The 20,239-nt window shown below is 58.8% G+C and carries 19 protein-coding genes; 10 read left to right on the top strand and 9 right to left on the bottom strand.

Annotated features, from left to right (window positions below; all coding sequences use genetic code 11):
* Positions 1-14: 14 nt before the first annotated feature.
* Positions 15-1,145 (bottom strand): homogentisate 1,2-dioxygenase, encoded by a 1,131-nt coding sequence (locus tag ACLEIV_RS09620; RefSeq protein WP_410456432.1) that lies wholly within the window; start codon positions 1,143-1,145, stop codon positions 15-17.
* 174 nt (positions 1,146-1,319) lie between these two features.
* On the bottom strand, positions 1,320-1,889 hold the full coding sequence (locus ACLEIV_RS09615; protein WP_410456431.1) for a DUF2939 domain-containing protein: 570 nt from the start codon (positions 1,887-1,889) through the stop codon (positions 1,320-1,322).
* Between the two features lie 174 nt (positions 1,890-2,063).
* On the opposite strand from ACLEIV_RS09615, the gene ACLEIV_RS09610 reads away from it, so the two are divergent.
* From ACLEIV_RS09610 to bfr (ACLEIV_RS09595), 4 genes are all read left to right on the top strand, one after another.
* Positions 2,064-2,456, top strand: coding sequence for a SpoIIAA family protein (locus ACLEIV_RS09610; RefSeq protein WP_410456430.1), 393 nt, complete (start codon positions 2,064-2,066; stop codon positions 2,454-2,456).
* A gap of 181 nt (positions 2,457-2,637) precedes the next feature.
* Positions 2,638-3,837, top strand: a complete 1,200-nt coding sequence (locus ACLEIV_RS09605) for a CehA/McbA family metallohydrolase domain-containing protein (RefSeq protein WP_410456429.1) — start codon at positions 2,638-2,640, stop codon at positions 3,835-3,837.
* 268 nt (positions 3,838-4,105) lie between these two features.
* Positions 4,106-4,570: a bacterioferritin gene (bfr, locus tag ACLEIV_RS09600; RefSeq protein ID WP_410456428.1), complete on the top strand. Its 465-nt coding sequence runs from the start codon at positions 4,106-4,108 to the stop codon at positions 4,568-4,570.
* A gap of 14 nt (positions 4,571-4,584) precedes the next feature.
* Positions 4,585-5,055 (top strand): bacterioferritin, encoded by a 471-nt coding sequence (gene bfr / locus ACLEIV_RS09595; RefSeq protein ID WP_410456427.1) that lies wholly within the window; start codon positions 4,585-4,587, stop codon positions 5,053-5,055.
* Positions 5,056-5,155: 100 nt separating this feature from the next.
* Here the strand turns inward: bfr (ACLEIV_RS09595) and ACLEIV_RS09590 are convergent, their stop codons facing one another.
* The 3 genes from ACLEIV_RS09590 to ACLEIV_RS09580 all read right to left on the bottom strand — a co-directional run bounded on the left by ACLEIV_RS09590 (position 5,156) and on the right by ACLEIV_RS09580 (position 9,244).
* Positions 5,156-6,637 carry a helicase HerA-like domain-containing protein gene (locus tag ACLEIV_RS09590; RefSeq protein ID WP_410456426.1) on the bottom strand — a complete coding sequence of 494 codons (1,482 nt, stop codon included), beginning with the start codon at positions 6,635-6,637 and terminating at the stop codon, positions 5,156-5,158.
* 84 nt (positions 6,638-6,721) lie between these two features.
* The gene (putP, locus tag ACLEIV_RS09585; protein ID WP_410456425.1) at positions 6,722-8,215 is read right to left on the bottom strand and encodes a sodium/proline symporter PutP; all 1,494 of its coding nucleotides are present in this window, start codon (positions 8,213-8,215) and stop codon (positions 6,722-6,724) included.
* A 261-nt stretch (positions 8,216-8,476) separates the two neighbouring features.
* Positions 8,477-9,244 (bottom strand): helix-turn-helix transcriptional regulator, encoded by a 768-nt coding sequence (locus tag ACLEIV_RS09580; RefSeq protein WP_410456424.1) that lies wholly within the window; start codon positions 9,242-9,244, stop codon positions 8,477-8,479.
* A gap of 295 nt (positions 9,245-9,539) precedes the next feature.
* Between ACLEIV_RS09580 and ACLEIV_RS09575 the strand changes: the two genes are divergently transcribed.
* Together ACLEIV_RS09575 and fghA are read left to right on the top strand one after the other, a co-directional pair.
* Complete coding sequence (locus ACLEIV_RS09575; protein ID WP_477529387.1) at positions 9,540-10,664, top strand: S-(hydroxymethyl)glutathione dehydrogenase/class III alcohol dehydrogenase; 1,125 nt, start codon at positions 9,540-9,542, stop codon at positions 10,662-10,664.
* Between the two features lie 154 nt (positions 10,665-10,818).
* Entirely contained in the window at positions 10,819-11,655 is an 837-nt protein-coding gene (fghA, locus tag ACLEIV_RS09570; protein ID WP_410456423.1) for an S-formylglutathione hydrolase, read from the top strand.
* 33 nt (positions 11,656-11,688) lie between these two features.
* On the opposite strand, the gene ACLEIV_RS09565 is transcribed toward fghA, so the two are convergent.
* The 3 genes from ACLEIV_RS09565 to ACLEIV_RS09555 form a co-directional block, all read right to left on the bottom strand.
* On the bottom strand, positions 11,689-12,468 hold the full coding sequence (locus tag ACLEIV_RS09565) for a response regulator transcription factor (RefSeq protein WP_410456422.1): 780 nt from the start codon (positions 12,466-12,468) through the stop codon (positions 11,689-11,691).
* A gap of 100 nt (positions 12,469-12,568) precedes the next feature.
* On the bottom strand, positions 12,569-13,675 hold the full coding sequence (locus tag ACLEIV_RS09560) for a class II histone deacetylase (protein WP_410456421.1): 1,107 nt from the start codon (positions 13,673-13,675) through the stop codon (positions 12,569-12,571).
* Positions 13,676-13,695: 20 nt separating this feature from the next.
* The gene (locus tag ACLEIV_RS09555) at positions 13,696-15,141 is read right to left on the bottom strand and encodes a Na+/H+ antiporter NhaC family protein (RefSeq protein WP_410456420.1); all 1,446 of its coding nucleotides are present in this window, start codon (positions 15,139-15,141) and stop codon (positions 13,696-13,698) included.
* A gap of 264 nt (positions 15,142-15,405) precedes the next feature.
* Here ACLEIV_RS09555 and ACLEIV_RS09550 point away from each other — a divergent pair, with 264 nt between their 5' ends.
* Genes ACLEIV_RS09550 through ACLEIV_RS09540 form a run of 3 tightly spaced genes read left to right on the top strand, consistent with a single transcriptional unit; the run spans position 15,406 to position 18,412 of the window.
* A complete protein-coding gene (locus tag ACLEIV_RS09550; RefSeq protein ID WP_410456419.1) occupies positions 15,406-16,368 on the top strand; it encodes an HlyD family secretion protein in 963 nt (320 codons plus the stop codon).
* Positions 16,361-17,290 (top strand): ABC transporter ATP-binding protein, encoded by a 930-nt coding sequence (locus ACLEIV_RS09545; protein WP_410456418.1) that lies wholly within the window; start codon positions 16,361-16,363, stop codon positions 17,288-17,290. Before ACLEIV_RS09550 ends, ACLEIV_RS09545 begins: the two co-directional genes overlap by 8 nt.
* Positions 17,291-17,326: 36 nt before the next feature.
* Positions 17,327-18,412 carry an ABC transporter permease gene (locus ACLEIV_RS09540; RefSeq protein WP_410456417.1) on the top strand — a complete coding sequence of 362 codons (1,086 nt, stop codon included), beginning with the start codon at positions 17,327-17,329 and terminating at the stop codon, positions 18,410-18,412.
* On the opposite strand, the gene yjeH is transcribed toward ACLEIV_RS09540, so the two are convergent.
* Entirely contained in the window at positions 18,393-19,667 is a 1,275-nt protein-coding gene (gene yjeH, locus ACLEIV_RS09535; protein ID WP_410456416.1) for an L-methionine/branched-chain amino acid transporter, read from the bottom strand. The two genes, ACLEIV_RS09540 and yjeH, sit on opposite strands and share 20 nt — an antisense overlap.
* A 140-nt stretch (positions 19,668-19,807) precedes the next feature.
* Between yjeH and ACLEIV_RS09530 the strand changes: the two genes are divergently transcribed.
* A complete protein-coding gene (locus tag ACLEIV_RS09530; RefSeq protein WP_410456415.1) occupies positions 19,808-20,233 on the top strand; it encodes an Lrp/AsnC family transcriptional regulator in 426 nt (141 codons plus the stop codon).
* Positions 20,234-20,239: the final 6 nt, after the last annotated feature.

The following is a 20,239-nucleotide window of genomic DNA, read 5'->3' as shown; positions in this document are numbered from 1 at the left end:
GCTTTTTTTTGGCGCTACGATTTCACCTGCCACGAATTAACATAGTCGATGTTTTCCACCCCGTCCGGCAGCTCGGCCACGTCCAGCGGCAGCCGGGAGTCGATCATTACCGCGACCTCGTCGGTTTCGGTGCGGGCATGGCTGGCGCCGGCGGCGAAGGCCTTGGGGTGAGGGCCGTGAGTAAAGCCGCAGGGATGCAGGGTGATCATGCCCGCCTCTATATTGTCACGGCTGAAGAAGTTGCCCTGATGATAGAAGATGACTTCATCAAAATCGTCGTTGTTGTGGTAGAAGGGCACCTTGAGTGCACCGGGATCGGACTCGATAGGTCGGGGCACGAAGGTACAGATCACGAAGTCGTTGGTGACGAAGGTGGTGTGCGCAGAAGGCGGCAGGTGGTAACGGTGGCTCATCAGCGGGCGAATATCGCGCCAGTTGAGCTTGAACACGGTCAGGTCGCCGGTCCAGCCCCGGGCGTCCAGCGGATTGAAGGGGAAGCTGATGCGGTTTATCTGCTCCCGTGCCTTGAGTAGCACCTGCCATTCGCCGGGCTGAGCGCTCTGGGCCTTGAAGGCGTCATCCAGGCGAGGATATTCGAGTATGGCCGGATCGAATACCGCGTGCCTCCCCACCAGCCCCCGCTCGGCATTCATGTAGGAGCCGTGGGTTGCCTCTATCATCAGCAGGGTAAGCGGCTGTTCGATCTCCAGTCGCCAGCTGGTGGCGCGGGGCAATATGATGTAGTCGCCCTCGCTGAAGCTCAGATGACCGTAGTCGCAAAAAAGCCGGCCCTGTCCCTTATGTACGAACAGACATTCGTCGCCGTCGCCGTTGCGCACCAGATGATTCATCGGTTTGTCGCTCTGCCAGAGTCGTATCCGCAGGCTGGCGTTGTGCAGCAACGGGGTGGCATCCCAGGGACTGGGCCCGAGTGACGGAAGCTTGTTGGTGTCGAAGGCGCGGGGGCGTAGCGGGCCCTCCCAGGCACTCCAGCCGGTGGGCGGGTGACTATGGTACATGTGGCTGGCGGGGCCGAAAAAACCCTCCTTGCCTATTTCTCGTTCGAAGGTTCCCGGCGGCATGTCGCAGTGGGCCTGGCGCGAGGTGTCGCCTTCACGGATGGGAAACTGGAACCAGTGACGCATGGCATGACTCTCCTTGGATCAAGATGGCGCCGGCGAAGCCCGGGCAGGCCCGCCGGTCATATCATCAGTCTGGCATCGATCCACAGGCTCTGCCCGGGTCTTCACCAACAGACGGATCCGGGACGTATTTGGCGATACGCCGGTTAATGCGGCGGCAGCACTACAGGGGAAGTACTACAGGGGCAGTGCTATGGCGGTCAGCTTCCAGTCCAGGCCGCGCCGGCTCAGTACAAAGTCGGCTTCTCTGCCCTTTTCATCGGTCACGGTCACCACAAATCTATCCAGCGTCTGGTAGCCCATGCGGGCATCGGAAAACAGTGTTTTACGCTCCGGTGGGTTCTTTGTATCGTTCGGGTCATGGCCGGCCTCATCACCGGGAGACTGTGGTGGGCTGCTCTCGGGGATACCCGGCGCCGGCGTTTCTCCCCGCATCAGTCGTTCTATGCCGGCCGGGGTCATGTAAGTATCCAGCAAGCCATCTACCATGATGTTGGCCAGGCTGGCACCGAGGGCGGAAAAGGGATTTTGTTTGTTATCCGTGCCCAGCTCACGCAACACCCGGCTGTTCAGCTGTTGTTTCAGGCTCTGGCGCACGCTGTCGAATTCCACCAGCTCGGCCAGGACCACGCTATCGTGTCGGTCGACGGCGTCGCTGATCCGGTAGGCGGTTAACCAGGGCGCGGCCACGACGTAGCCAGCGGCGCACAGGATCAGCAATAGCAGCACATATTTTATTTTGCGCACGGGCTTTAACTCCAGGAGACCAATATTCGCGTCAAGGCTGCCTGCAACGGGATTGTCAGGCAAGTTGAAATCGACGAGCAGGCATTTTTAGTTCCTTTTTAGCGACAACCACAGGCGCAAGCGGCGGTAGCGACCATAATTATGGCCATGAGGTACAGATGGGGAGCAGGTATTATGTTGGAAGCACACGGCATGTCCGTCGAAATGAGCAAGCAGGATAACCATACCCTGTGGCTCACCATCAAGATTTATGGCGATATCGCCTACGACGACTTCAGGGACATGGAGCAACAGCTTGAGCAGGCCCTGGTCGGCATGAACAGCCCCAGGATCAAGGCCCTGGTAGACATGATTGACTTCAATAGCTGGGAGGCAAAAGCCCTGTGGGAAGACATTCAGTTTACCCGCAAGCATGGCGATGAATTCAGCAAGCTGGCGATAGTGGGAATCGATCTCAAGGAAAAGCTGATGGCCATGGTGGTCGACTGGTTTTTGCTCAGCAGTCAGGTGCAGTATTTCGAGCACCTGCAGGATGCCAGGGCCTGGCTGGAGCAAGACGAGCCTTGAGCGACCCCGTTCGTCGCGGCCTCAGGCTAATTGTCACATGGCCGTTGCCGGATATACCAGAGTTAACGGGGGCTGGTGCCGTTTCACGGTCGTGGCTTCCTTCTTGCGGAGCTTGAGTTCTGGTCAATAACTGTCAGAATTCCTGTTCCGTCGCCGTTCCTTTATTCAGGGTTTCTTCAAGATGCGTTTTTATCAATTTGGCCTGTCACTGCTGGCCGCCATGGTTCTGACCGCCTGTTCATCCAACTCCGCAAAAAATGCACCGCCTGCTGGTATCGAAGTGGTGCGTGGCCCAACCCAGATAGCCGGTGGGGATGCCCGCGGGGCCGATGATATGACCGTTCGTACCCCGCATTTTGCCTTTGCCATCGCCCAGGGCGGGATAGTTGATCTGACTATGGTGGAAAACGGTGCCTTTGGCGCGGATCTTGTCGAGTCTGTTGATTTTGTGCCCGGTGAGGGCGAGCTGGCCGTTGAAAAACTGGAGGTGGTCAAGCATACCTCCGAGCTGCTGGTGATTGAGCTGACGCGCCAATGGAACGGACATCGCCTGCTGAGCCGTTACGAAGTGGATAAAGACTACCCGGGGATCAAACTCAGTACCAGGTTGCTGGACCCGGTCAAGGAAACCCTGTTTGCCGGATATCGATTGCAGCGTAACGAGCCGGTTAACCAGGACTTGCCCAGTTATAACGACATGACGCGCATGGTGCAGAGCCACTGGACCGCGGCCCAGCCGCAGAACAGTTTGAACGAATTGTATGAAACCGATGATCTGCGTCGCTCTTATGCTGCAGGCCAGAATGATGATTTTACCGCCTGGCTCAGTGCTGGCTCTCTCGGCAACCTGCTGTCGGATAAAGAGATGTACACCACCTCCAGCCCTCAGGCTGACGTGGGGTTGTTTGAGCTGAAACCGGTGACCGGTAACTTCGAGTCCTATCTGTCGATGATGCGCCAGCGTTGGAACCGGGGCGAGCGGGTTTATCTGAATGCCGTCCCCTTGTTGAAAGATGCGAACCGTAACAGCGGCAAGCTCTATGCCTATACCCCCAAAGGCCGTATTACCGCCGACTTCGCCAGTGCCGCAGCCCGCGGTCACAGCTTTGTCAGCTTTGGCCCCGAGGTTTACCCCATCACCACCAACTTCGGCGGAGAGGCAACGGCTTACAGCGAAACCCAGGTTGAATTCCGCTCTGGTGTGGGGCTGGCCAAGGCCGAGGTCTGGCTGGACGGCAAACAGGTGGCCGGGTGGAATATTAACGGGGCCAAGTGGTTCAGAACCGGGGTGCCGGTACCGCCCAAACGTACCTGGATGCAGTGGGTAGTGGAAGACAAGCAGGGCAACCGGGCTTACTCCAACCCCATCTGGATCAAGTAAAGGTTTTCTTCAAGGGCTTCCCACTTCGGGAAGCCCTTTTCGTTTACAGGAGTCACATCAGCAGGTGGGCAGTTTGCACAAGGCGCCGACCGGATATACGGCTATTCTGTAGTAACCACCAGGCACGATGGACGAGACTGGCTACAAATCAGATTCGTTCTTATTAACACTACGTTATGCAAGTAAAATCAATAACTTATGTGCTTATCTGTTTGTAAAAAAGCTCACTTGAGGCTATGATCGGCGTATTATCCAAAGGGGGACAGATATGAAAGGCGACAAAAAAGTCATTGAGTACCTTAATCAGGTGCTGAGCATTGAGCTCACCTCCATCAATCAGTATTTTCTGCATGCCCGCATGTTCAAGAACTGGGGCTTGCATCAGTTGGACGAGCGCGAATACAAGAAGTCCATCAAGGACATGAAGCAGGCCGACAAGCTGATCGAACGCATCCTGTTTCTCGAGGGCCTGCCCAACCTGCAGCACCTCAATCGCTTGCGTATCGGTGAAAACACCGAGGAAATGCTGCAATGCGACAAGCAGCAGGTCGAGGAGCAGTTGTTGGTGTTGAAAGATGCCATCGCCTATTGCGAGTCGGTGCAGGAATACGTTTCCCGCGAGCTGCTCTCCGAGCTCGAAGAATACGAAGAAGCCCATCTCGACTGGGTAGACACTCAGCTCGATCTGATCGCCAAGGTCGGGCTCGAAAACTACCAACAGTCGCAAATATAAGGGGGGAGCCGAACATGAAAGGTAATGCAAAGGTAATAGCGGCGCTGAACGAGCTGCTGGCCGGTGAACTGAGTGCCATGGATCAGTATTTTATTCACTCCCGCATGTATGACGATTGGGGACTCAAGAAGCTGTTCGAACGCATCGACCATGAATTTGAAGATGAAAAAGGCCATGCTTCCCAGCTGATTGAACGCATCCTGTTTCTGGGTGGAACCCCGGATATGGTCACCCGGGTCCCCTTGAATATCGGTAAGGATGTTCCGGCCATGTTGCAGAGTGACTTGAACCTGGAGTACAAGGTGATTGAGGATCTGCGTAACGTCATGGCCCTGTGTGAACAGGTACGCGACTACCAGAGCCGTGAGATGCTACAGGTGCTGCTGGAAGATACCGAAAACGATCACACCCACTGGTTGGAGCAACAATTGGGCCTGATCAATCGCATCGGTCTGCCCAACTACCTGCAATCGCAAATGGCGTAAAATTTGCCTTTGTAGTGAGAGAAGCTCACGCTTGTTTCGTCAAAGCCTGACACCGGTAATCGGTGTCAGGCTTTTCTCTTTTTGGCGTTCGGCAATGGACTCAGCGTCCGCCCAGCAGCGAGCCGAGCAGGCCGCGGACGAGGCGCCGTCCCAGCTGACTGCCGATGCTGCGCAGGGTACTTTTGGCCACGCTTTCCAGCAGTGAATCCCGTTGTCTGGCACGCCTGGGCTCCGGTGCCGGCGTCGCCGTTGTAACGGGCGAGGTCGCGGCCGGCTCCGGAGTGGCGGCCACAGGTTCAGGTACTCGACGGGCGAGCATCTCGAAGGCCGAGTCTCTGTCCAGTATCGACTCATAGCGGCCGGTGAGGGGAGAGTCCTGCAGCCGGGCGGTTCTCTCTTCTGTAGTCAGCGGCCCTATGCGGGACTCGGGAGGACAGATCAGAGTGATCTCCACCTTGGTGGGGCTACCCTGCTCATCCAGCACCGACACCAGTGCTTCGCCTACTCCCAGTTGAGTGATGGCGGCCTGGGTGTCGAAGTCCGGGTTGGTGCGAAAGGTGCGGGCGGCGGCTCTGACCGCTTGTTCATCACGGGGGGTAAAGGCCCGCAGGGCATGTTGCACACGGTTACCGAGCTGGCCCAGCACGTTGTCGGGAATATCCAGCGGATTCTGGCTGATAAAATAGATGCCGACCCCTTTGGAGCGGATCAGCCGCACCAGTTGCTCGATTTTTTCAAGCAAGGCCCTGGGAGCCGAATCGAACAGCAGGTGGGCCTCGTCGAAGAAGAACACCAGTACCGGTTGTTCCGGATCCCCGACTTCCGGCAGAGTTTCAAACAACTCGCTCAGCAGCCAGAGTAGAAAGGTGGAATACAGCCTGGGCGTTTGCATCAGCCGGGTGGCGTCGAGAATGCTGACGACGCCCTGGCCGGAAAAGTCCTTCTGCATCAAATCGCGCAGATTAAGCGCTGGCTCCCCGAAGAAGCGCTCGGTTCCATCCTGTTCCAGTATCATCAGCCGCCGTTGAATGGCACCCAGGCTGTTGCCGGGCAGGCTACCATATTGTTTGCTCAGAGTTTTGGCATTGTCGGCCACCCAGATCAGCAGGGCGCGCAGATCCTTGAAATCGAGCAGCAGCAGACCCTGATCATCGGCGATGCGAAAACATCCATAGAGAATACCGGTTTGCGTGTCGTTCAGATCCATGATGTTGGCCAACAGCAGCGGGCCCAGCTCCGAAATGGTGGTGCGTACCGGATGACCCCGCTCCCCGAACAGATCCCAGAACAAGGTGGGGACAGCCCTTGGTTGATAGTCTTTCAGTCCGAGTTGCTCCAGCCGTTGGGCGATCTTGCCGCCGGGCTTGGCAGGCTCGGCCAGCCCCGACAGATCACCCTTGATATCGGCCATGAATACCGGGGTGCCGGCGCGAGAAAAACGCTCGGCCAGGCGTTGCAGGGTGACGGTTTTTCCGGTGCCGGTGGCGCCGGCAATCAGTCCGTGACGATTGGCCATGGGTAGGGCAAGCGTTATTGGTTGGCGTTGAGGATTGCTGCCGAGGTAAAGAAAAGGCGGGGTCATGGCATCGGCTCTTGTGTGGGCGAATAGACACAAGTTTAGCCGACGAGGTTGAAAAAGCCCGGCGATGGCCGGGCTGGGTCGAAGTTAATCCAGGGTATCCAGGCTCTTCTGGTAGCTGTCGAAAGTTTTGACGACCGAGGCTTTGGGGCCGCCGGTCATCTTGCTGACCAGCACTATGGCGATGGAGGCGAAGATGAAGCCGGGGACGATTTCATAGATATCGAAGATGCCGCCGGAAACCTGCTTCCAGATAACGACTGTGATACCGCCGACCAGCACACCGGCCAGGGCACCGTTACGATTCATGTCGCGCCAGTACAGGCTGAACAGCAGGGCGGGGCCGAAGGCGGCACCGAAGCCGGCCCAGGCGTAAGACACCAGACCCAGTACAGTGCTGTCCGGGTTCATCGCCAGCATCAGCGCCACCAGCGACAGGGCGACCACCGCAAAACGGCCGATATTGACCAGACTCTTGGGGCTGGTGTTGGGAAACATCTGCTTGTAAAAATCCTCGGCGAGGGCGGAGGAGGATACCAGCAGCTGGGAGTCGGCGGTACTCATGATGGCGGCCAGAATGGCTGCGAGCAAAATACCGGCGATCACCGGGTGGAACACGGCGTTGACCAGCACCATGAAGATGGTTTCCGCATCGGCCAGCTCGCCGCCCATGTTTTTCTGTACGTAGAGCAGCCCAACCAGCCCAACCATGAGGGCGCCGGCCATGGACAGCAAGCTCCAGGTTACGGCGATGCGGCGGGCGGTGGTGATGTCCTTGTTGGTACGGGTGGCATTGAAGCGAGCCAGAATATGAGGCTGACCGAAATAGCCCAGTCCCCAGGCGGCCAGTGAGACAATGGCGATGACGGACAGGGGCTCGCCATCGATGTTGTGCCACAGGGTCAGCAGGTTGGGATTCAGGTTTTGCAGGTCGGTTTCGAGCTGGCCGAAGCCGCCTTCCATCGCCGCTATCGGTACTATCATCAGGGCAGCCGCCATCATCAGGCCCTGTACCAGGTCGGTCCAGGACACGGCGAGGAAGCCACCGAACATGGTGTAGGACACGATGCAGATAGTCCCCAGCACCACGGCAATCTGGTAATCCAGGCCGAACACGGTTTCAAACAGCTTGCCGCCGGCGACCAGTCCCGAACTGGTATAGAACAGGAAGAACAGCAGTATCACAAAGGCGGAGATAATCTGCAGCAGCTTGGATTTGTCTTCGAAACGGCGCGACAGATACTCGGGAATGGTGATGGCGTTATCCACTTCCAGGGTATAGGTGCGCAGGCGTTTGGCACAGAACATCCAGTTGGCCCAGGTCCCCAGCAGCAGGCCGCCGGCCAGCCAGAAGGACTCGAAACCGGCGGCATAGGCAAAGCCGGGCAGGCCCAGCAGCAGCCAGCCACTCATGTCCGACGCGCCGGCGGAAATGGCCGCAGGCCAGGGACCCAGAGAACGGCCACCGAGGAAATAGTCGGCCGAGTTGGAGGTGCGTTTATAGGCGTAGTAGCCGATGGCCATCATGCCGATCAAATACACGAGAAAGGTGCCGGTAATGGCATAGTTGGATTCAATCATTCCCTATTCCTCCAGGATGGATTCCTGTTCGCTATCAAGGCATAGCACAATGTGTGGCTGCGCTTGTACAATGGGTGGTTAAAATTTTGTTACTTCACAAGGATAGTAGGAGGAACCGAGGTCGGGATCTTTTGCTTTACTACGTTATTTTTCAGGAAAACTCCGACAGTGTGAGAAAGGTGATCACAAACATTGGTTTGGGCAGCAGACGGCTATCCGGTGCCGGGTATCGGACATGACTGACTCTGTTGTGGGCACAAGTCAGTGATGCAGCTTGCGGTAGCGGGCGGGAGAAATGTCCAGCCGGCGGGAGAATACCTGGGTAAACAGACTCTGACTGGAAAAACCGCAATGCTGGGCAATATAGGACAGGCTGTGATGGCTGTGGGCCAGCATCTGGCGGGCCTCTGTCAGTCGTTTTTCCAGCAGGTACTGATAGGGTGATATGCCGGTTTGCTCCTTGAACAGCGCATGAAACTGGCTCTCGCCCAGAAAAGCGCAGCCGGCCAGCTGTGCCACCGTGATTTTGCGGCCCATATGCTGTTCGATATAGCTGTCGATTACGTCCATATTAAGGCGCTTTTCCTGAAGGCGTGAGGGAAGCATCATGTGCCGGTGCAGGGCGCACATCAGGGTATGGGCGCAGGCCTGCCCAAGTAGCTCGTCCCCCGGGTTGTGGTTCACCTCGTTACTCAGCACCGAGACCAGTTGCCGGGCCTGGGAATGAAGCTGGAAGTAGCGGGGGTGTTCAAACAGGTTATGCATGCGTTCCTGTTGCCCCGGTAGCGCCGGCGAATGAGTTGGCGACAGGTTGAGTACCAGTATTCTATTGGAGCCGAGACCGCCAAAAGCGTGATTCAGATCCGAAGACACCAGACACCCCTGACCGGGACCAACCAGATTTCCGCTGCCGCCGATGTCGAAGTCGGTCTGACCGTTGAGGCCGATGACAATCTGGTGGTAGTGATGCTGGTGGTGAGCCATTTCCGTGGGCAGGGCCATGACTTCAAAAGGCTTGAAAGCAGACATCTCACTTTCCTTCGGGCTGGGGGGCGGCTTGATGCGGAAGAGGGGGCTTTGTCTCTACACGGCAAGGATTCTACACCCGTATGGTCAATAATGCAGCTTGTCCCGGTTGGATCATGCTGTAGTTCACGGCGATCCTTTCTTAACATTATTACTCTGCTGTAAAAATCATTTGCTTCTGCTCCCATTCTCACTGGTGCTCGAGGTATATACAATGGCTGCATATGTTGTAACGGCAGTGTACTGTCTGTTCGTTATACTGAATCGGTTATCGCACTGCATCTCACTGGAGAGTCTAATGGAAATGATCAAAACCCGTGCCGCCGTCGCCTGGGAAGCCGGCAAACCGCTGAGCATCGAAGAAGTAGATTTGATGCCGCCACAAAAAGGTGAAGTGCTGGTACGTATCGTCGCGACCGGAGTGTGTCACACCGATGCCTTTACTTTATCTGGTGACGATCCCGAAGGTATCTTCCCGGCGATCCTCGGTCACGAAGGTGGTGGTATTGTCGAGGCGGTAGGCGAAGGCGTGACCACGCTGGAAGTGGGCGATCATGTCATTCCACTGTACACCGCCGAGTGTGGCGAGTGTAAATTCTGTAAATCCGGCAAGACCAACCTGTGTCAGGCCGTACGCGCCACCCAGGGCCAGGGGCTGATGCCCGACGGCACCACCCGTTTCTTCAAGGACGGCAAGCCGATTTTCCACTACATGGGTTGTTCCACCTTCGCCGAGCGCACCGTGGTGCCGGAAATCTCCCTGGCCAAGATCAGCAAGGAAGCGCCGCTGGAGAAGGTGTGTCTGCTGGGTTGTGGCGTCACCACCGGCATGGGTGCGGTCAAAAACACCGCCAATGTGCAGGAAGGCGACACCGTCGCTGTATTCGGCCTGGGCGGTATCGGTCTTGCCGTTATCATCGGTGCCGCCATGGCCAAGGCCAGCCGCATCATCGCCATCGACATCAATGAAGACAAGTTCGACATTGCCAAGCAGCTGGGGGCGACCGAGTGCATCAATCCCAACAACTATGACAAGCCAATTCAGGACGTGATCGTCGAGCTGACCGACGGCGGCGTGGATTACTCCTTCGAGTGTATCGGTAACGTCAAGGTGATGCGTTCCGCCCTGGAATGCTGCCACAAGGGCTGGGGCGAGTCGGTCATCATCGGTGTTGCCGGTGCCGGCCAGGAAATCTCCACCCGTCCGTTCCAGCTGGTCACCGGCCGAGTATGGCGCGGCAGCGCCTTCGGTGGCGTTAAAGGCCGCTCTCAGCTGCCGGGCATCGTAGAGCAGTACCTGAACGGCGAGTTCGAGCTGGATACCTTCATCACCCACACCATGGGTCTGGAAGATATCAACCATGCCTTCGACCTGATGCATGAAGGCAAGTCGATCCGTTCCGTAATCCACTTCGACAAGTAAAATAGTTAAAGCCGTCAGCGATCAGCAGCCCAAGTGATGTGTAGCATCGCTTGGGCTGGCTGCGATTCGACAACACACGGTGTTTGGGTTTGGTTTTTATTGGCAGCTGACGGCTTATCGCTGACAGCTGCCTTTGTGTTTTAAAGGAGCTTTCATGCAACTGATACAAGAACAAAAGAGCTTCGGCGGTCGTCAGATCCGCTATCAGCACGAGTCCAGCAGCCTTAATTGCAGCATGCAGTTTTCGGTGTTTCTGCCACCCCAGGCGGAGCAGGGCCCGGTGCCGGCCATTTACTGGCTGTCGGGTCTTACCTGCAGCGACGAGAACTTTTCCAGCAAGGCGGGTGCCCAGCGGGTAGCGGCCGAACTGGGTCTGGCGCTGATCATCCCCGATACCAGCCCCCGTGGTGAAGGCGTGGCCGATGATGAAAACGCGGCTTACGACCTGGGGCTCGGAGCCGGCTTCTACGTCAACGCCACCCAGGCCCCCTGGAGCACGCATTACCGGATGTACGACTATGTACTGAGCGAATTGCCGGCGCTGGTTGAGGCCGAGCTGCCGTTGTCCGGCCAACGCGCCATCAGCGGTCACTCCATGGGTGGCCATGGTGCCCTGGTGCTGGCGCTGCGCAACCCCGAGCGGTTTGTATCGGTATCGGCGTTTTCACCGATCACCAATCCCTGCGATTGCCCCTGGGGCCACAAGGCACTGGGCGCTTATCTGGGTAACGACAGGCACGCCTGGGCGCAGTTTGACGCCAGTCTGTTGCTGAAAGAGCATGGCTGTGCACTGCCCATGCTGGTGGATCAGGGCGAGGCCGACAACTTCCTGGCCGAGCAACTCAAGCCTCAGGCGCTGTCTCAGGCTGCCGAGCAGGTGGGCGCGAACCTTACCCTGCGCATGCAGCCTGGTTACGATCACAGCTATTACTTCATCGCCAGCTTCATCGAGGACCACCTGCGTTTTCATGCGGAGCATCTGGCCCGGTAAATGATTGGTTTGAGGCCGGCTTAAGGTCGGCCTTCAGTCCAGCCCCTGATGGCGCAGAAACAGCTGGAACAACCCTGCCTGGCTGTTGATGCCGAGCTTGCCGTATATGTGTTTCCGGTGGTTCTTGACCGTACCGGGGCTGATACAGAGGTGATCGGCGATGGCTCTGGCGCTGTATCCCTGCAGAAACAGCTGGGCCACTTCCTGCTCTCTTTCGCTTAAACGCCCGGTTTCAAAAGTGGCCAGCCCCTGGCGTCGCTCGTCTTGTTGTTGTTGTTGTTGTTGCCATTTCCAGCGGTGTCTTTCCAGCAATGCCTGCAGCAGCGGAAACAGGTAGTTCATCTGTGCCGTCAGCAGTCGGCCGTCCAGGTGGGGTGGCCGCTGGTAAAAACCGAAGGAAAAAGCCAGGGTCCACTCGGTATGGCTGGAGAAAAAGCACATCAGCTCATCATGCAAGCCCAGCTCGGTGTAGTAGGTGAGAAAGTATTCCGACCTGCGAAAACCTTCGGGAGCGATTTGATCCAGGCTGACCTGGCTCGGTGCCGGATGATTCAACCAGTATTGGTAGAAGGGATCCAGCAGGTACATACCGGTGCAGTAGGGTTGCAGGGTGGCGGCATACTGTTCGAGACTCAGGTTATGTAACAGGATTTCGGGCCGGCCTTGTCGGTGCAGGCGACACAGCACCAGGTCGATATCCGGAAAGTAGTGCTCCAGGCACCTTCTCAGTTCGGGTAAAAAGTCACGGCCGTCCAGTGTCGGCAGCAGACGGGCCAGGGGCGTCAGTGAGGGGGGAGCAATATCCGTTTGCATTAGGTGGATGATCTTGGGAATGAGTGGTGAATAAAAAGTAACATTGATGCTGGATCCTGACCAGTTTTGCTTGATGGCCGACGTGGCCAGGATCCGTGGGTTATGGATTAATATCCTGCAACAGTGGCAGCAGGGTTTCCAGCAATACCGCCTGGTGCGGTTGCAGGCTTTGTTGCCCCCAGCGGGCAATGTCGGCGCCTGCCGGGTCTGGCACCCTAATGGTGCTTTGACTCAGGGTCTCCAGCACCCGGTGCCCGCAGAAGGGCACATAACCTTCCGAATAACCGCCTTCGTGTACCATGACCAGTCGGCCTTGACACAGCGCATCGGCCGCCGTCATTACTTTTTCGGTGAGCAAACCGAAACAGTCGGCGTTGAGCAGCATGCAGCCCAGCGGATCCATGGCGCCCGCATCATAGCCGCAGGCGACCACGATCAGCTCCGGCTCGAAACGTGTCAGCGCCGGCAACACCAGTTGATCCATGGCGGCCAGATAGGCGCCGATACCAGAGCCCGCCGGCAGCGGAATGTTGAGGTTGTAGCCCTGGCCGTTACCCTGGCCCCGTTCCTCTACGTGACCCGAGTCGAGGGGATAGTTGCTGTCATGATGCAACGAAATGGTGAGTACCTCATTGTCATCGTAAAAAGCCTGCTGGGTACCGTTGCCATGATGAACGTCCCAGTCGATCACCGCGACCTTGCGCACCAGTCCCCTGGCCTGAGCGGCCTTGATGGCGATGGGAATATTACCGAGCAGGCAGAAGCCCATCCCCCGATCCGCTTCGGCATGGTGTCCCGGAGGCCGTGACAGGCAATAGCCATTATCCAGCTCCCCCCTGAGTACCGCATCGAGGGTGGCGATGGCCAGACCTGCCGAACGACAGGCGATGGGAAAGGCATCCTGGCGAAAGGGAGCATACTGGCCGGCATCGCCGAAGCCGCGTTCGCTCATGGCCGACAGTTCGTCGATATAACGACGGGTATGAAAGCGCAGCAGGTCCTCCAGGCCGGCGGGCTCGGCCTGGACCGGTACCAGTTGTTCGAGCAGGCCGCTGACCGCCAGCAGGTTACGCAACCGCCGCTTGGTTTCCGGGTTTTCGGCCGCCGGCGCCGGTTGAATAAAGCCGCCAGGCTGATCAAAAACCGAACAGGGGCCGGCGTCGTGCCACATGCAATGTTCGTGAAAGGCAAATCCGGTACGTTTCATCTTTTTCTCCTTGAATAACATCAGGCCAGCAGCCAAAGCAGCAAAGTAGTGACGGTGGCGGCAATCAGGGTGTAGGGCAGTTGACTCAGGGCGTGCTGCATGGGGCTGATGCCACAGCCTCTGGCAGAAATCACCGTCGAGTCACCAAAGAAGCAGGCGTGGCTGCCGAAGGCACCAGCCGAGATCAGGGCACCAAGGGTCAGTGGCATGTTGGCGTCCAGAGACAGGGCCAGTGGCACCATGATGGGAAAGGCGATGGCGTACACCCCCCAGAAAGATCCGGTGGCAAAGGTCAGCCCGGCCAGTACCAGAAAACTCAGGGCCGGCAGCCAGCCGGCATTCATGTAGGGGGTAATGGTATCGATCAGGTAACTGGCCAGCCCCAGCTGTTCGTTGACGTCCTGCAGCACGAAGGCGGCGAACACGATACCGAGTGGCAGCAGCATGGTAGCTACGCCCTGAATGATTTCGTCGAACAGTCGAGGCAGGCTGGCGAGTCCCTGTAATCGGTATAGAACCAGGCAAACCAGCAGGGCGCAGCACACGCCCATTAACGCATCGATGTCGAAATACCAGGTAGCCAGCAGCAGGGTCAGCACCGGCAGTACGAAATTGAGCAGGCGGGGCGGGTGCCCGTGGCCGGGTTCATCTTGTTCCAATGGCAGGTTTTTCCCCTCGGCTGCGTCCTGCTCGGCCTGTTTCATGGTGCCGAACAGAGGCACTACCCCATAGGCCACCAGCGGTACCAGCAGCAAGGCAACCCAGGGGTAGATCAGATAAGGCAGCAGGCTCAGGTAGTAAGCGAACCCTTCTCCTTCTGCCACCAGGCCGTTGGCTTCAATCAATCCGGCCAGATAAATCACCCAGGTTGAAAAGGGGATGATCAGGCACACCGGCGCCGAGGTGGAGTCCACGACATAAGCCAGCATGTCGCGTGAAATCCTGAGTTTGTCCGACAGTTTGCGCATGGCGGTGCTGACGGTGAGGGCGTTGAGGTAGTCATCGATAAAGATGGCGATGCCGAGCAGCCAGCTGGCCATCAGTGCATGGGAGCGGTGTTTGATATAACGGCCCAGGGTATTGCTGAAGGCGAGGGTAGAACCGGAGAACTGCAATAGCGCGATGAGGCTGCCGAGCAGGCCACATACCAGTATTAGCCAGCCCATGATGGGCCCCTGCATTATGAGCAGAGAACTGGCAACAAAGCCATGCAGGGTACGGCCGGGATCCACCATGGTAAATCCCACCAGGGCGCCGGCCAGCAGTGGTTCCAGGGTGCGGCGGGTGAGCAGAGCCAGCCCCAGCACCACCAGGGTTGGCAACAGCGCGAACATGCCAAAGCCACTTCCGGCGTCACTCCGACCAGAGCCCAGTACAACCAGCATCAGCAGAGACCCGCCCAGTAGGGCAAGTTTGCGCCAGCCTATGGGCAATTTGTCTGCCTTGGGTGTCAGTATTTTGTCCATCCTGATTATCCTTGTCTTTCCGTAGAGAGCTGATGTTAGGTGGCGAAGAGGATGGAGGGATATGTCCCCAAGGGGATATTCACCGTGACGACGATCCGGTTTTAACTTTAAATTAACATTCGCCACCCCAGCGGGAAGACCGGTTTCAGGCGAACGGCAGCTTTGGTTTCAAGCCATGCTCCTTTCCCTTTATCCTGATCCATCGCAATTAACCCCTTCCGTGCTTCGACTAAGCTCTATTCACGAGTTTCGCTGGACACCGATATGTCGCATATTCCCCGTCTGTGCCTGTTGATTTGTTGCCTGTGGCTGGCCGCCTGTGAGCCGTCGGTGAGCGATCGTTGGCTCGGCACCCTGGAACGGGACCGTATCGAGCTGACCGCTACCGCGGCCGAGCTGATACTGGAGCAACCGGTGACAGAGGGTGAGTGGGTGGCGGCAGGCACCCTGCTGGTACGGCTGGATGATGCCCGACAACAGCTGGAAGTCAGCCGTCAGCAGGCCCGGTTGCGTCAGGCCGAGGCCGGGCTGGCGCTGTTGCTGGCGGGCACTCGTACCGAAGACATCAGCACTGCCCGCGCAGAACTGGCCCAGTTGCAGGCATTGTTTACGGAAGCCAGGCGCAATCTGGAGCGGATTCGCACCCTGGCATCCCGCAAGCTGGCCAGCCGGGCCGAACTGGACAGGGTTCGGGCTAATCATGATCAGTTGAAGGCACAGGCAGAGGCGGCTAGCCTGCGGCTGGCGAAAGCCACGGCGGGTAACCGGATCGAAGACATAGATGCCGCTCATGCGGCCCTAGAAGTGCAACAGACAGAGCTGGCGCAGGCTCGCTACCGGCTTGATGAACTGACCATTCACGCCAGCCGGCCCGGTATTCTGGAAACCCTGCCCTACCAGGTGGGCGACAGGGTTGCACCGGGTGCCGTGGTGGCGGTGTTGCAGGCACAAGGCGCGCCTTATGCCCGACTTTATGTGCCGGCCAGCGGCCGACTCGGGCTCAACATCGGTGACTCGTTTCGGGTCTGGGTCGACGGTATCGAGGCGCCTTATGATGGCCGGTTGAGCTGGATTGCCACCGAGCCGGCCTTTACGCCTTATTACGCCCTGACCGAAGGAGAGCGCAGCCGGCTGATGTATCTGGCCAAGGTGCAGTTACCGGATGCTGCCGCCGGTTTGCCGTCCGGCATACCGGCCCAGGCCTTGCCGGAGGCGAGCCATGACTGAGCCGGCTATCCATACCCGAGGGCTGACGCGAAAATTTGGCGAGCTGGTGGCCGTCAGTCGACTGGACTTGACCATTCCCGCCGGCACCATCTTCGGCTTTCTCGGCCCCAACGGTAGCGGCAAGTCCACCTGCATCCGCATGCTCACCGGCCTCTTGCTGCCCAGTGCCGGTGAAATGACGGTGCTGGGACTGGCGATGCCCGAACAGGCCGAGGCCCTGCGTCGCCGGGTTGGCTACATGACCCAGAGGTTCTCGCTCTATGACGATTTGTCGGTGCGCGAAAACCTGCAGTTTATCGCCCAGATCTACGGCCTGAATGCGAAAGACACCCGGGATCGTCTGCGCGAACTGCTGGGCACCTATGAGCTGAGTACCTTTGCCGGTCGTTTCGCCGGCACCCTGAGTGGGGGGCAGAAACAGCGGTTGGCGCTGGCCGCGGCCACCCTGCACAAACCGGATCTGCTGTTTCTCGACGAGCCGACCTCGGCGGTGGATCCGGAAAACCGGCGGGACTTCTGGGAGAAGCTGTTCGATCTGTGCGAGGCGGGCACCAGCATACTGGTGAGCAGCCACTATATGGACGAGGCCGAACGCTGCCACGGCCTGGCCATTCTGGAAAACGGTATCAAGCGCGCCGACGGCTCGCCGGAACAACTGATGAACGGCATGGGCGTGACCGTGCTGGAGGTATCGGCCCCGGGCCTGCGCGGGCTGAAAACCCGCTTGCTGGCGCTGGATGAGGTGCGCTCCGCCGCCCAGCTGGGGCTGCGGCTACGGGTACTGGTGGACGGAGAGCTCGCCGATCCGGTCGGCTGGCTGCGCCAACGACTGCCGCAGCTGGCGACCGGGGCCGAGATCAACCGGGTGCGCCCCAACCTGGAAGACGTGTTTGTCAGTTGCACCGGTGGGCGGCAGCCATGAGCGGGTGGAGACAGCCATGAACCGCAGGAGAAAGCCGTGAACAGCCTGCGGCGCATCAGGGCCATTACCCTCAAGGAATTTCGTCAGCTGTCCCGAGACCGGCTTACCTTCGCCATGGTGGTGATGGTGCCGCTGCTCCAGTTGCTGCTGTTTGGCTATGCCATCAACACCAAGATACGGGATATTCCGGTGGCGTTGGTGGATCAGGCGGCGACCAGCCAGAGCCGGGCGCTGGTGGCCCGGATGGGAGCGAGTCAGCTGGTGGTCTTTACCGAGCGTTTTACTCACCCGGTCGAGGCCGAAACCGCCATTATCGCCGGTCGAGTACGGGCGGCGCTGATCCTGCCCGCCGATCTGGAACGTCGCCGCCAGGACGGGCTCGCCCGGGGGCAGTGGCTGGTAGACGGCACCGACACCCTGATTGCCAGCGCCATATTGCAGCTGGCCAGCCTGCCGGACGATCCCGGAATAAGCCGGCCTCAGGGAGACTTTGAGGTGACGCTGTTTTTCAATCCGGAGCGGCGGGCGGCGGTGAATATTATTCCGGGTCTGATCGGGGTGATCCTCACCATGACCATGGTGCTGTTTACCGCCTCGGCCATAGTACGAGAGCGGGAGCGAGGTAATCTGGAGCTGTTGATCACCACACCGGTGACGCCGATGGAGCTGATGATCGGCAAGATAGTTCCCTATGTGTTCGCCGGCCTGGTGCAGCTGGTGATCATCCTCGGTCTGGGTTTCTTTATCTTCGCGGTGCCGCTCAACGGCAGTCCGTTACAGCTGCTGCTGGCTACCCTGCTGTTTATCGCCGCCAGCCTGGTTCTGGGGCTGGTGATCTCCACCCTGGCCCAAAGCCAGTTGCAGGCCATGCAGATGACGGTGTTTGTGCTGATCCCCTCGATTTTGCTGTCCGGTTTCATGTTTCCCTTCGATGGCATGCCGGTGGCGGCACAATGGCTGGCCGAGGGGTTGCCCGCCACCCATTACATGCGCCTGGCCCGGGGCATACTGCTGCGCGATGCCGATCTGATGGCGCTGGCGCCCGATGCCCTCTGGCTGGGAGGCTTTACCTTGCTGGGACTGCTGGTGGCGGCCCGGCGCTTCAGGAAGCGGTTGGATTAGCTTTGCGCCCGATTTTATGTCTGCGCCATCGGCGCATCAGCACAAAGGCGGCGCCCAGCACCAGCGCGTAACCGGCTTCCAGCCCCAGCGAGACGAATACGCCCAGGCACAAGAGGCTGGCCAGCAGCGCCAGCCAGCGGTAACCGCCGGTGAGCAGCTTGACGCCCGCCACCATGGCAAGCCAATACACCAGAATGAAGTTGCCGTTGGCATAGCGCATCAGTGCCTCGAGCGGCAGCTTGAACAGCCAGGCCGCCAGGGTACAAAGGGTGCAGGCCGCAATGACCCAGGTCAGGGCGCGAAAGGGGGAGCCGTTGCGGTTGAGTTGTGCCAAAGCGGCGGGCAGCTTGCCCTCGTCCGCCATGCTCCACAGCAGGCGGGCAAACCCCTGTACATAGAGGTTTAGGCTGGCGAAGCAGGCCAGATACCCCACCAGAGCCGCGGCCCAGCGGCCTTTTTCGCCCAGCAGGGCGGCCACCAGCACCGGGAAGGAGGTGGTGTTGGTCAGTTCGTTGCCGAACACGCCGAACTTCACCACCGCCATGGCGCAGGCCAGATAGATGAAGCCGGCCAGCAGCACGCCAAACAGCAGCGCCAGCGGAAAGTCCCGCTCCGGATTCTTGAATTCCTCCCCCATGTGGGTAAAGGCTTCCAGCCCCACGAAACACCAGAACATCACCGCCAGCACGGTCGGCAGCGCCGTCCACTGTACCTGTTCGACCGGTGGCAGCGTGGCCAGTGGTTCATGGATCAGCTCACCGCTGACCCACACCAGCGCCAGCAAGCCGATAATGGCCAGGGCGATCAGCAACTGGATCAGCCCCGAGGCGCCGCTCTTGCGACTGCCCAGCACCAGCACCAGCCCCAAAGTACTCAGCTGCACCAGCAGGTCGCCGTTATCCGACAACGGAAACAACGCATGCCAGAAGCCGGCAGTCAGGGTCAGCATGGCGGGCAGACCTACCGGCAGCACCGCCAGAAATAAAAAGGCCGCCAGCTTTTCCATGGGTATGCCCAGGGCCCGGCCAATCAGGTGCGGCGCACCGCCGGCGTGGGGAAAGGCTCGCCCCAGGCGGGCGAAGGTGAAGGCCACCGGCAGCACCAGAATCATCAGTATCAGCCAGGCCCACAAGGAGTCGGCGCCCGCCAGGCTGGCGGCCACCGCCGGTACTACGAAGATGCCGCTGCCCAGCAGGGAGGTGGCCATCATGCCGGTGCCGTAGCTCAGCCCCAGTTCTTTGTTCAAACGCCCCATGTTGTTTCAAATCCGTATGCAAGAATTCTGATATATTAACGCCAGATAACGATAATAAGGCCTGGCACACCGGTGCTTGAGCACGGCGAAACGTCGCTTTTGGCCGACGTTTGGTCGGGGATACTGAAAAAGAGGGTGTAGTGGACAAGTTTGATCAGAAAATCGTCTCCTTGCTGACGGAGAATGCCCGACTGGCGGTGGCCAGTATTGCCCGCGAGGTCAATCTGTCGCGATCGGCGGTATCCGAACGCATCAAGAGTCTGGAAGAGCGGGGCGTTATTCGCGGCTATCACGCCCGGCTCGGCCATCCGCAGACCCTGGTGCGCGCCTACTTCGCCCTCAGCTATCACGTACGCCGGTGCGAGCAATATGCCGAGCCATTGCGCGCCGTGCCCGAAGTGAAACTCTGTTACACCATCAGCGGCGAAACCGACATGCTGGTCTATGTCGAAGCCGTCTCCATGGAGCGGCTGGATGCCATTCGTCATATCATTGAACAGACCCCCCATATCAAGACGGTGCGCACGCACATGATTCTGGGTGAGCTGATCAATACCCGGGCATAAGGCGGT

This window comes from Oceanisphaera submarina (assembly GCF_046521305.1).
Classification (GTDB): Bacteria; Pseudomonadota; Gammaproteobacteria; order Enterobacterales; family Aeromonadaceae; genus Oceanimonas; species Oceanimonas submarina.
The sequence above is the reverse complement of the archived record's forward strand: the minus strand, read 5'-3'. Positions and strand labels throughout refer to the sequence as shown.

Excerpts from the sequence above, each read along its gene's own strand:
- ACLEIV_RS09620 (WP_410456432.1), bottom strand. The coding sequence starts at position 1,145 with ATGCGTCACTGGTTCCAGTTTCCCATCCGTGAAGGCGACACCTCGCGC.
- ACLEIV_RS09610 (WP_410456430.1), top strand. The coding sequence starts at position 2,064 with ATGTTGGAAGCACACGGCATGTCCGTCGAAATGAGCAAGCAGGATAAC.
- ACLEIV_RS09605 (WP_410456429.1), top strand. The coding sequence starts at position 2,638 with ATGCGTTTTTATCAATTTGGCCTGTCACTGCTGGCCGCCATGGTTCTG.
- bfr (WP_410456428.1), top strand. The coding sequence starts at position 4,106 with ATGAAAGGCGACAAAAAAGTCATTGAGTACCTTAATCAGGTGCTGAGC.
- bfr (WP_410456427.1), top strand. The coding sequence starts at position 4,585 with ATGAAAGGTAATGCAAAGGTAATAGCGGCGCTGAACGAGCTGCTGGCC.
- ACLEIV_RS09590 (WP_410456426.1), bottom strand. The coding sequence starts at position 6,637 with ATGACCCCGCCTTTTCTTTACCTCGGCAGCAATCCTCAACGCCAACCA.
- putP (WP_410456425.1), bottom strand. The coding sequence starts at position 8,215 with ATGATTGAATCCAACTATGCCATTACCGGCACCTTTCTCGTGTATTTG.
- ACLEIV_RS09580 (WP_410456424.1), bottom strand. The coding sequence starts at position 9,244 with ATGTCTGCTTTCAAGCCTTTTGAAGTCATGGCCCTGCCCACGGAAATG.
- ACLEIV_RS09575 (WP_477529387.1), top strand. The coding sequence starts at position 9,540 with ATGGAAATGATCAAAACCCGTGCCGCCGTCGCCTGGGAAGCCGGCAAA.
- fghA (WP_410456423.1), top strand. The coding sequence starts at position 10,819 with ATGCAACTGATACAAGAACAAAAGAGCTTCGGCGGTCGTCAGATCCGC.
- ACLEIV_RS09565 (WP_410456422.1), bottom strand. The coding sequence starts at position 12,468 with ATGCAAACGGATATTGCTCCCCCCTCACTGACGCCCCTGGCCCGTCTG.
- ACLEIV_RS09560 (WP_410456421.1), bottom strand. The coding sequence starts at position 13,675 with ATGAAACGTACCGGATTTGCCTTTCACGAACATTGCATGTGGCACGAC.
- ACLEIV_RS09555 (WP_410456420.1), bottom strand. The coding sequence starts at position 15,141 with ATGGACAAAATACTGACACCCAAGGCAGACAAATTGCCCATAGGCTGG.
- ACLEIV_RS09550 (WP_410456419.1), top strand. The coding sequence starts at position 15,406 with ATGTCGCATATTCCCCGTCTGTGCCTGTTGATTTGTTGCCTGTGGCTG.
- ACLEIV_RS09545 (WP_410456418.1), top strand. The coding sequence starts at position 16,361 with ATGACTGAGCCGGCTATCCATACCCGAGGGCTGACGCGAAAATTTGGC.
- yjeH (WP_410456416.1), bottom strand. The coding sequence starts at position 19,667 with ATGGGGCGTTTGAACAAAGAACTGGGGCTGAGCTACGGCACCGGCATG.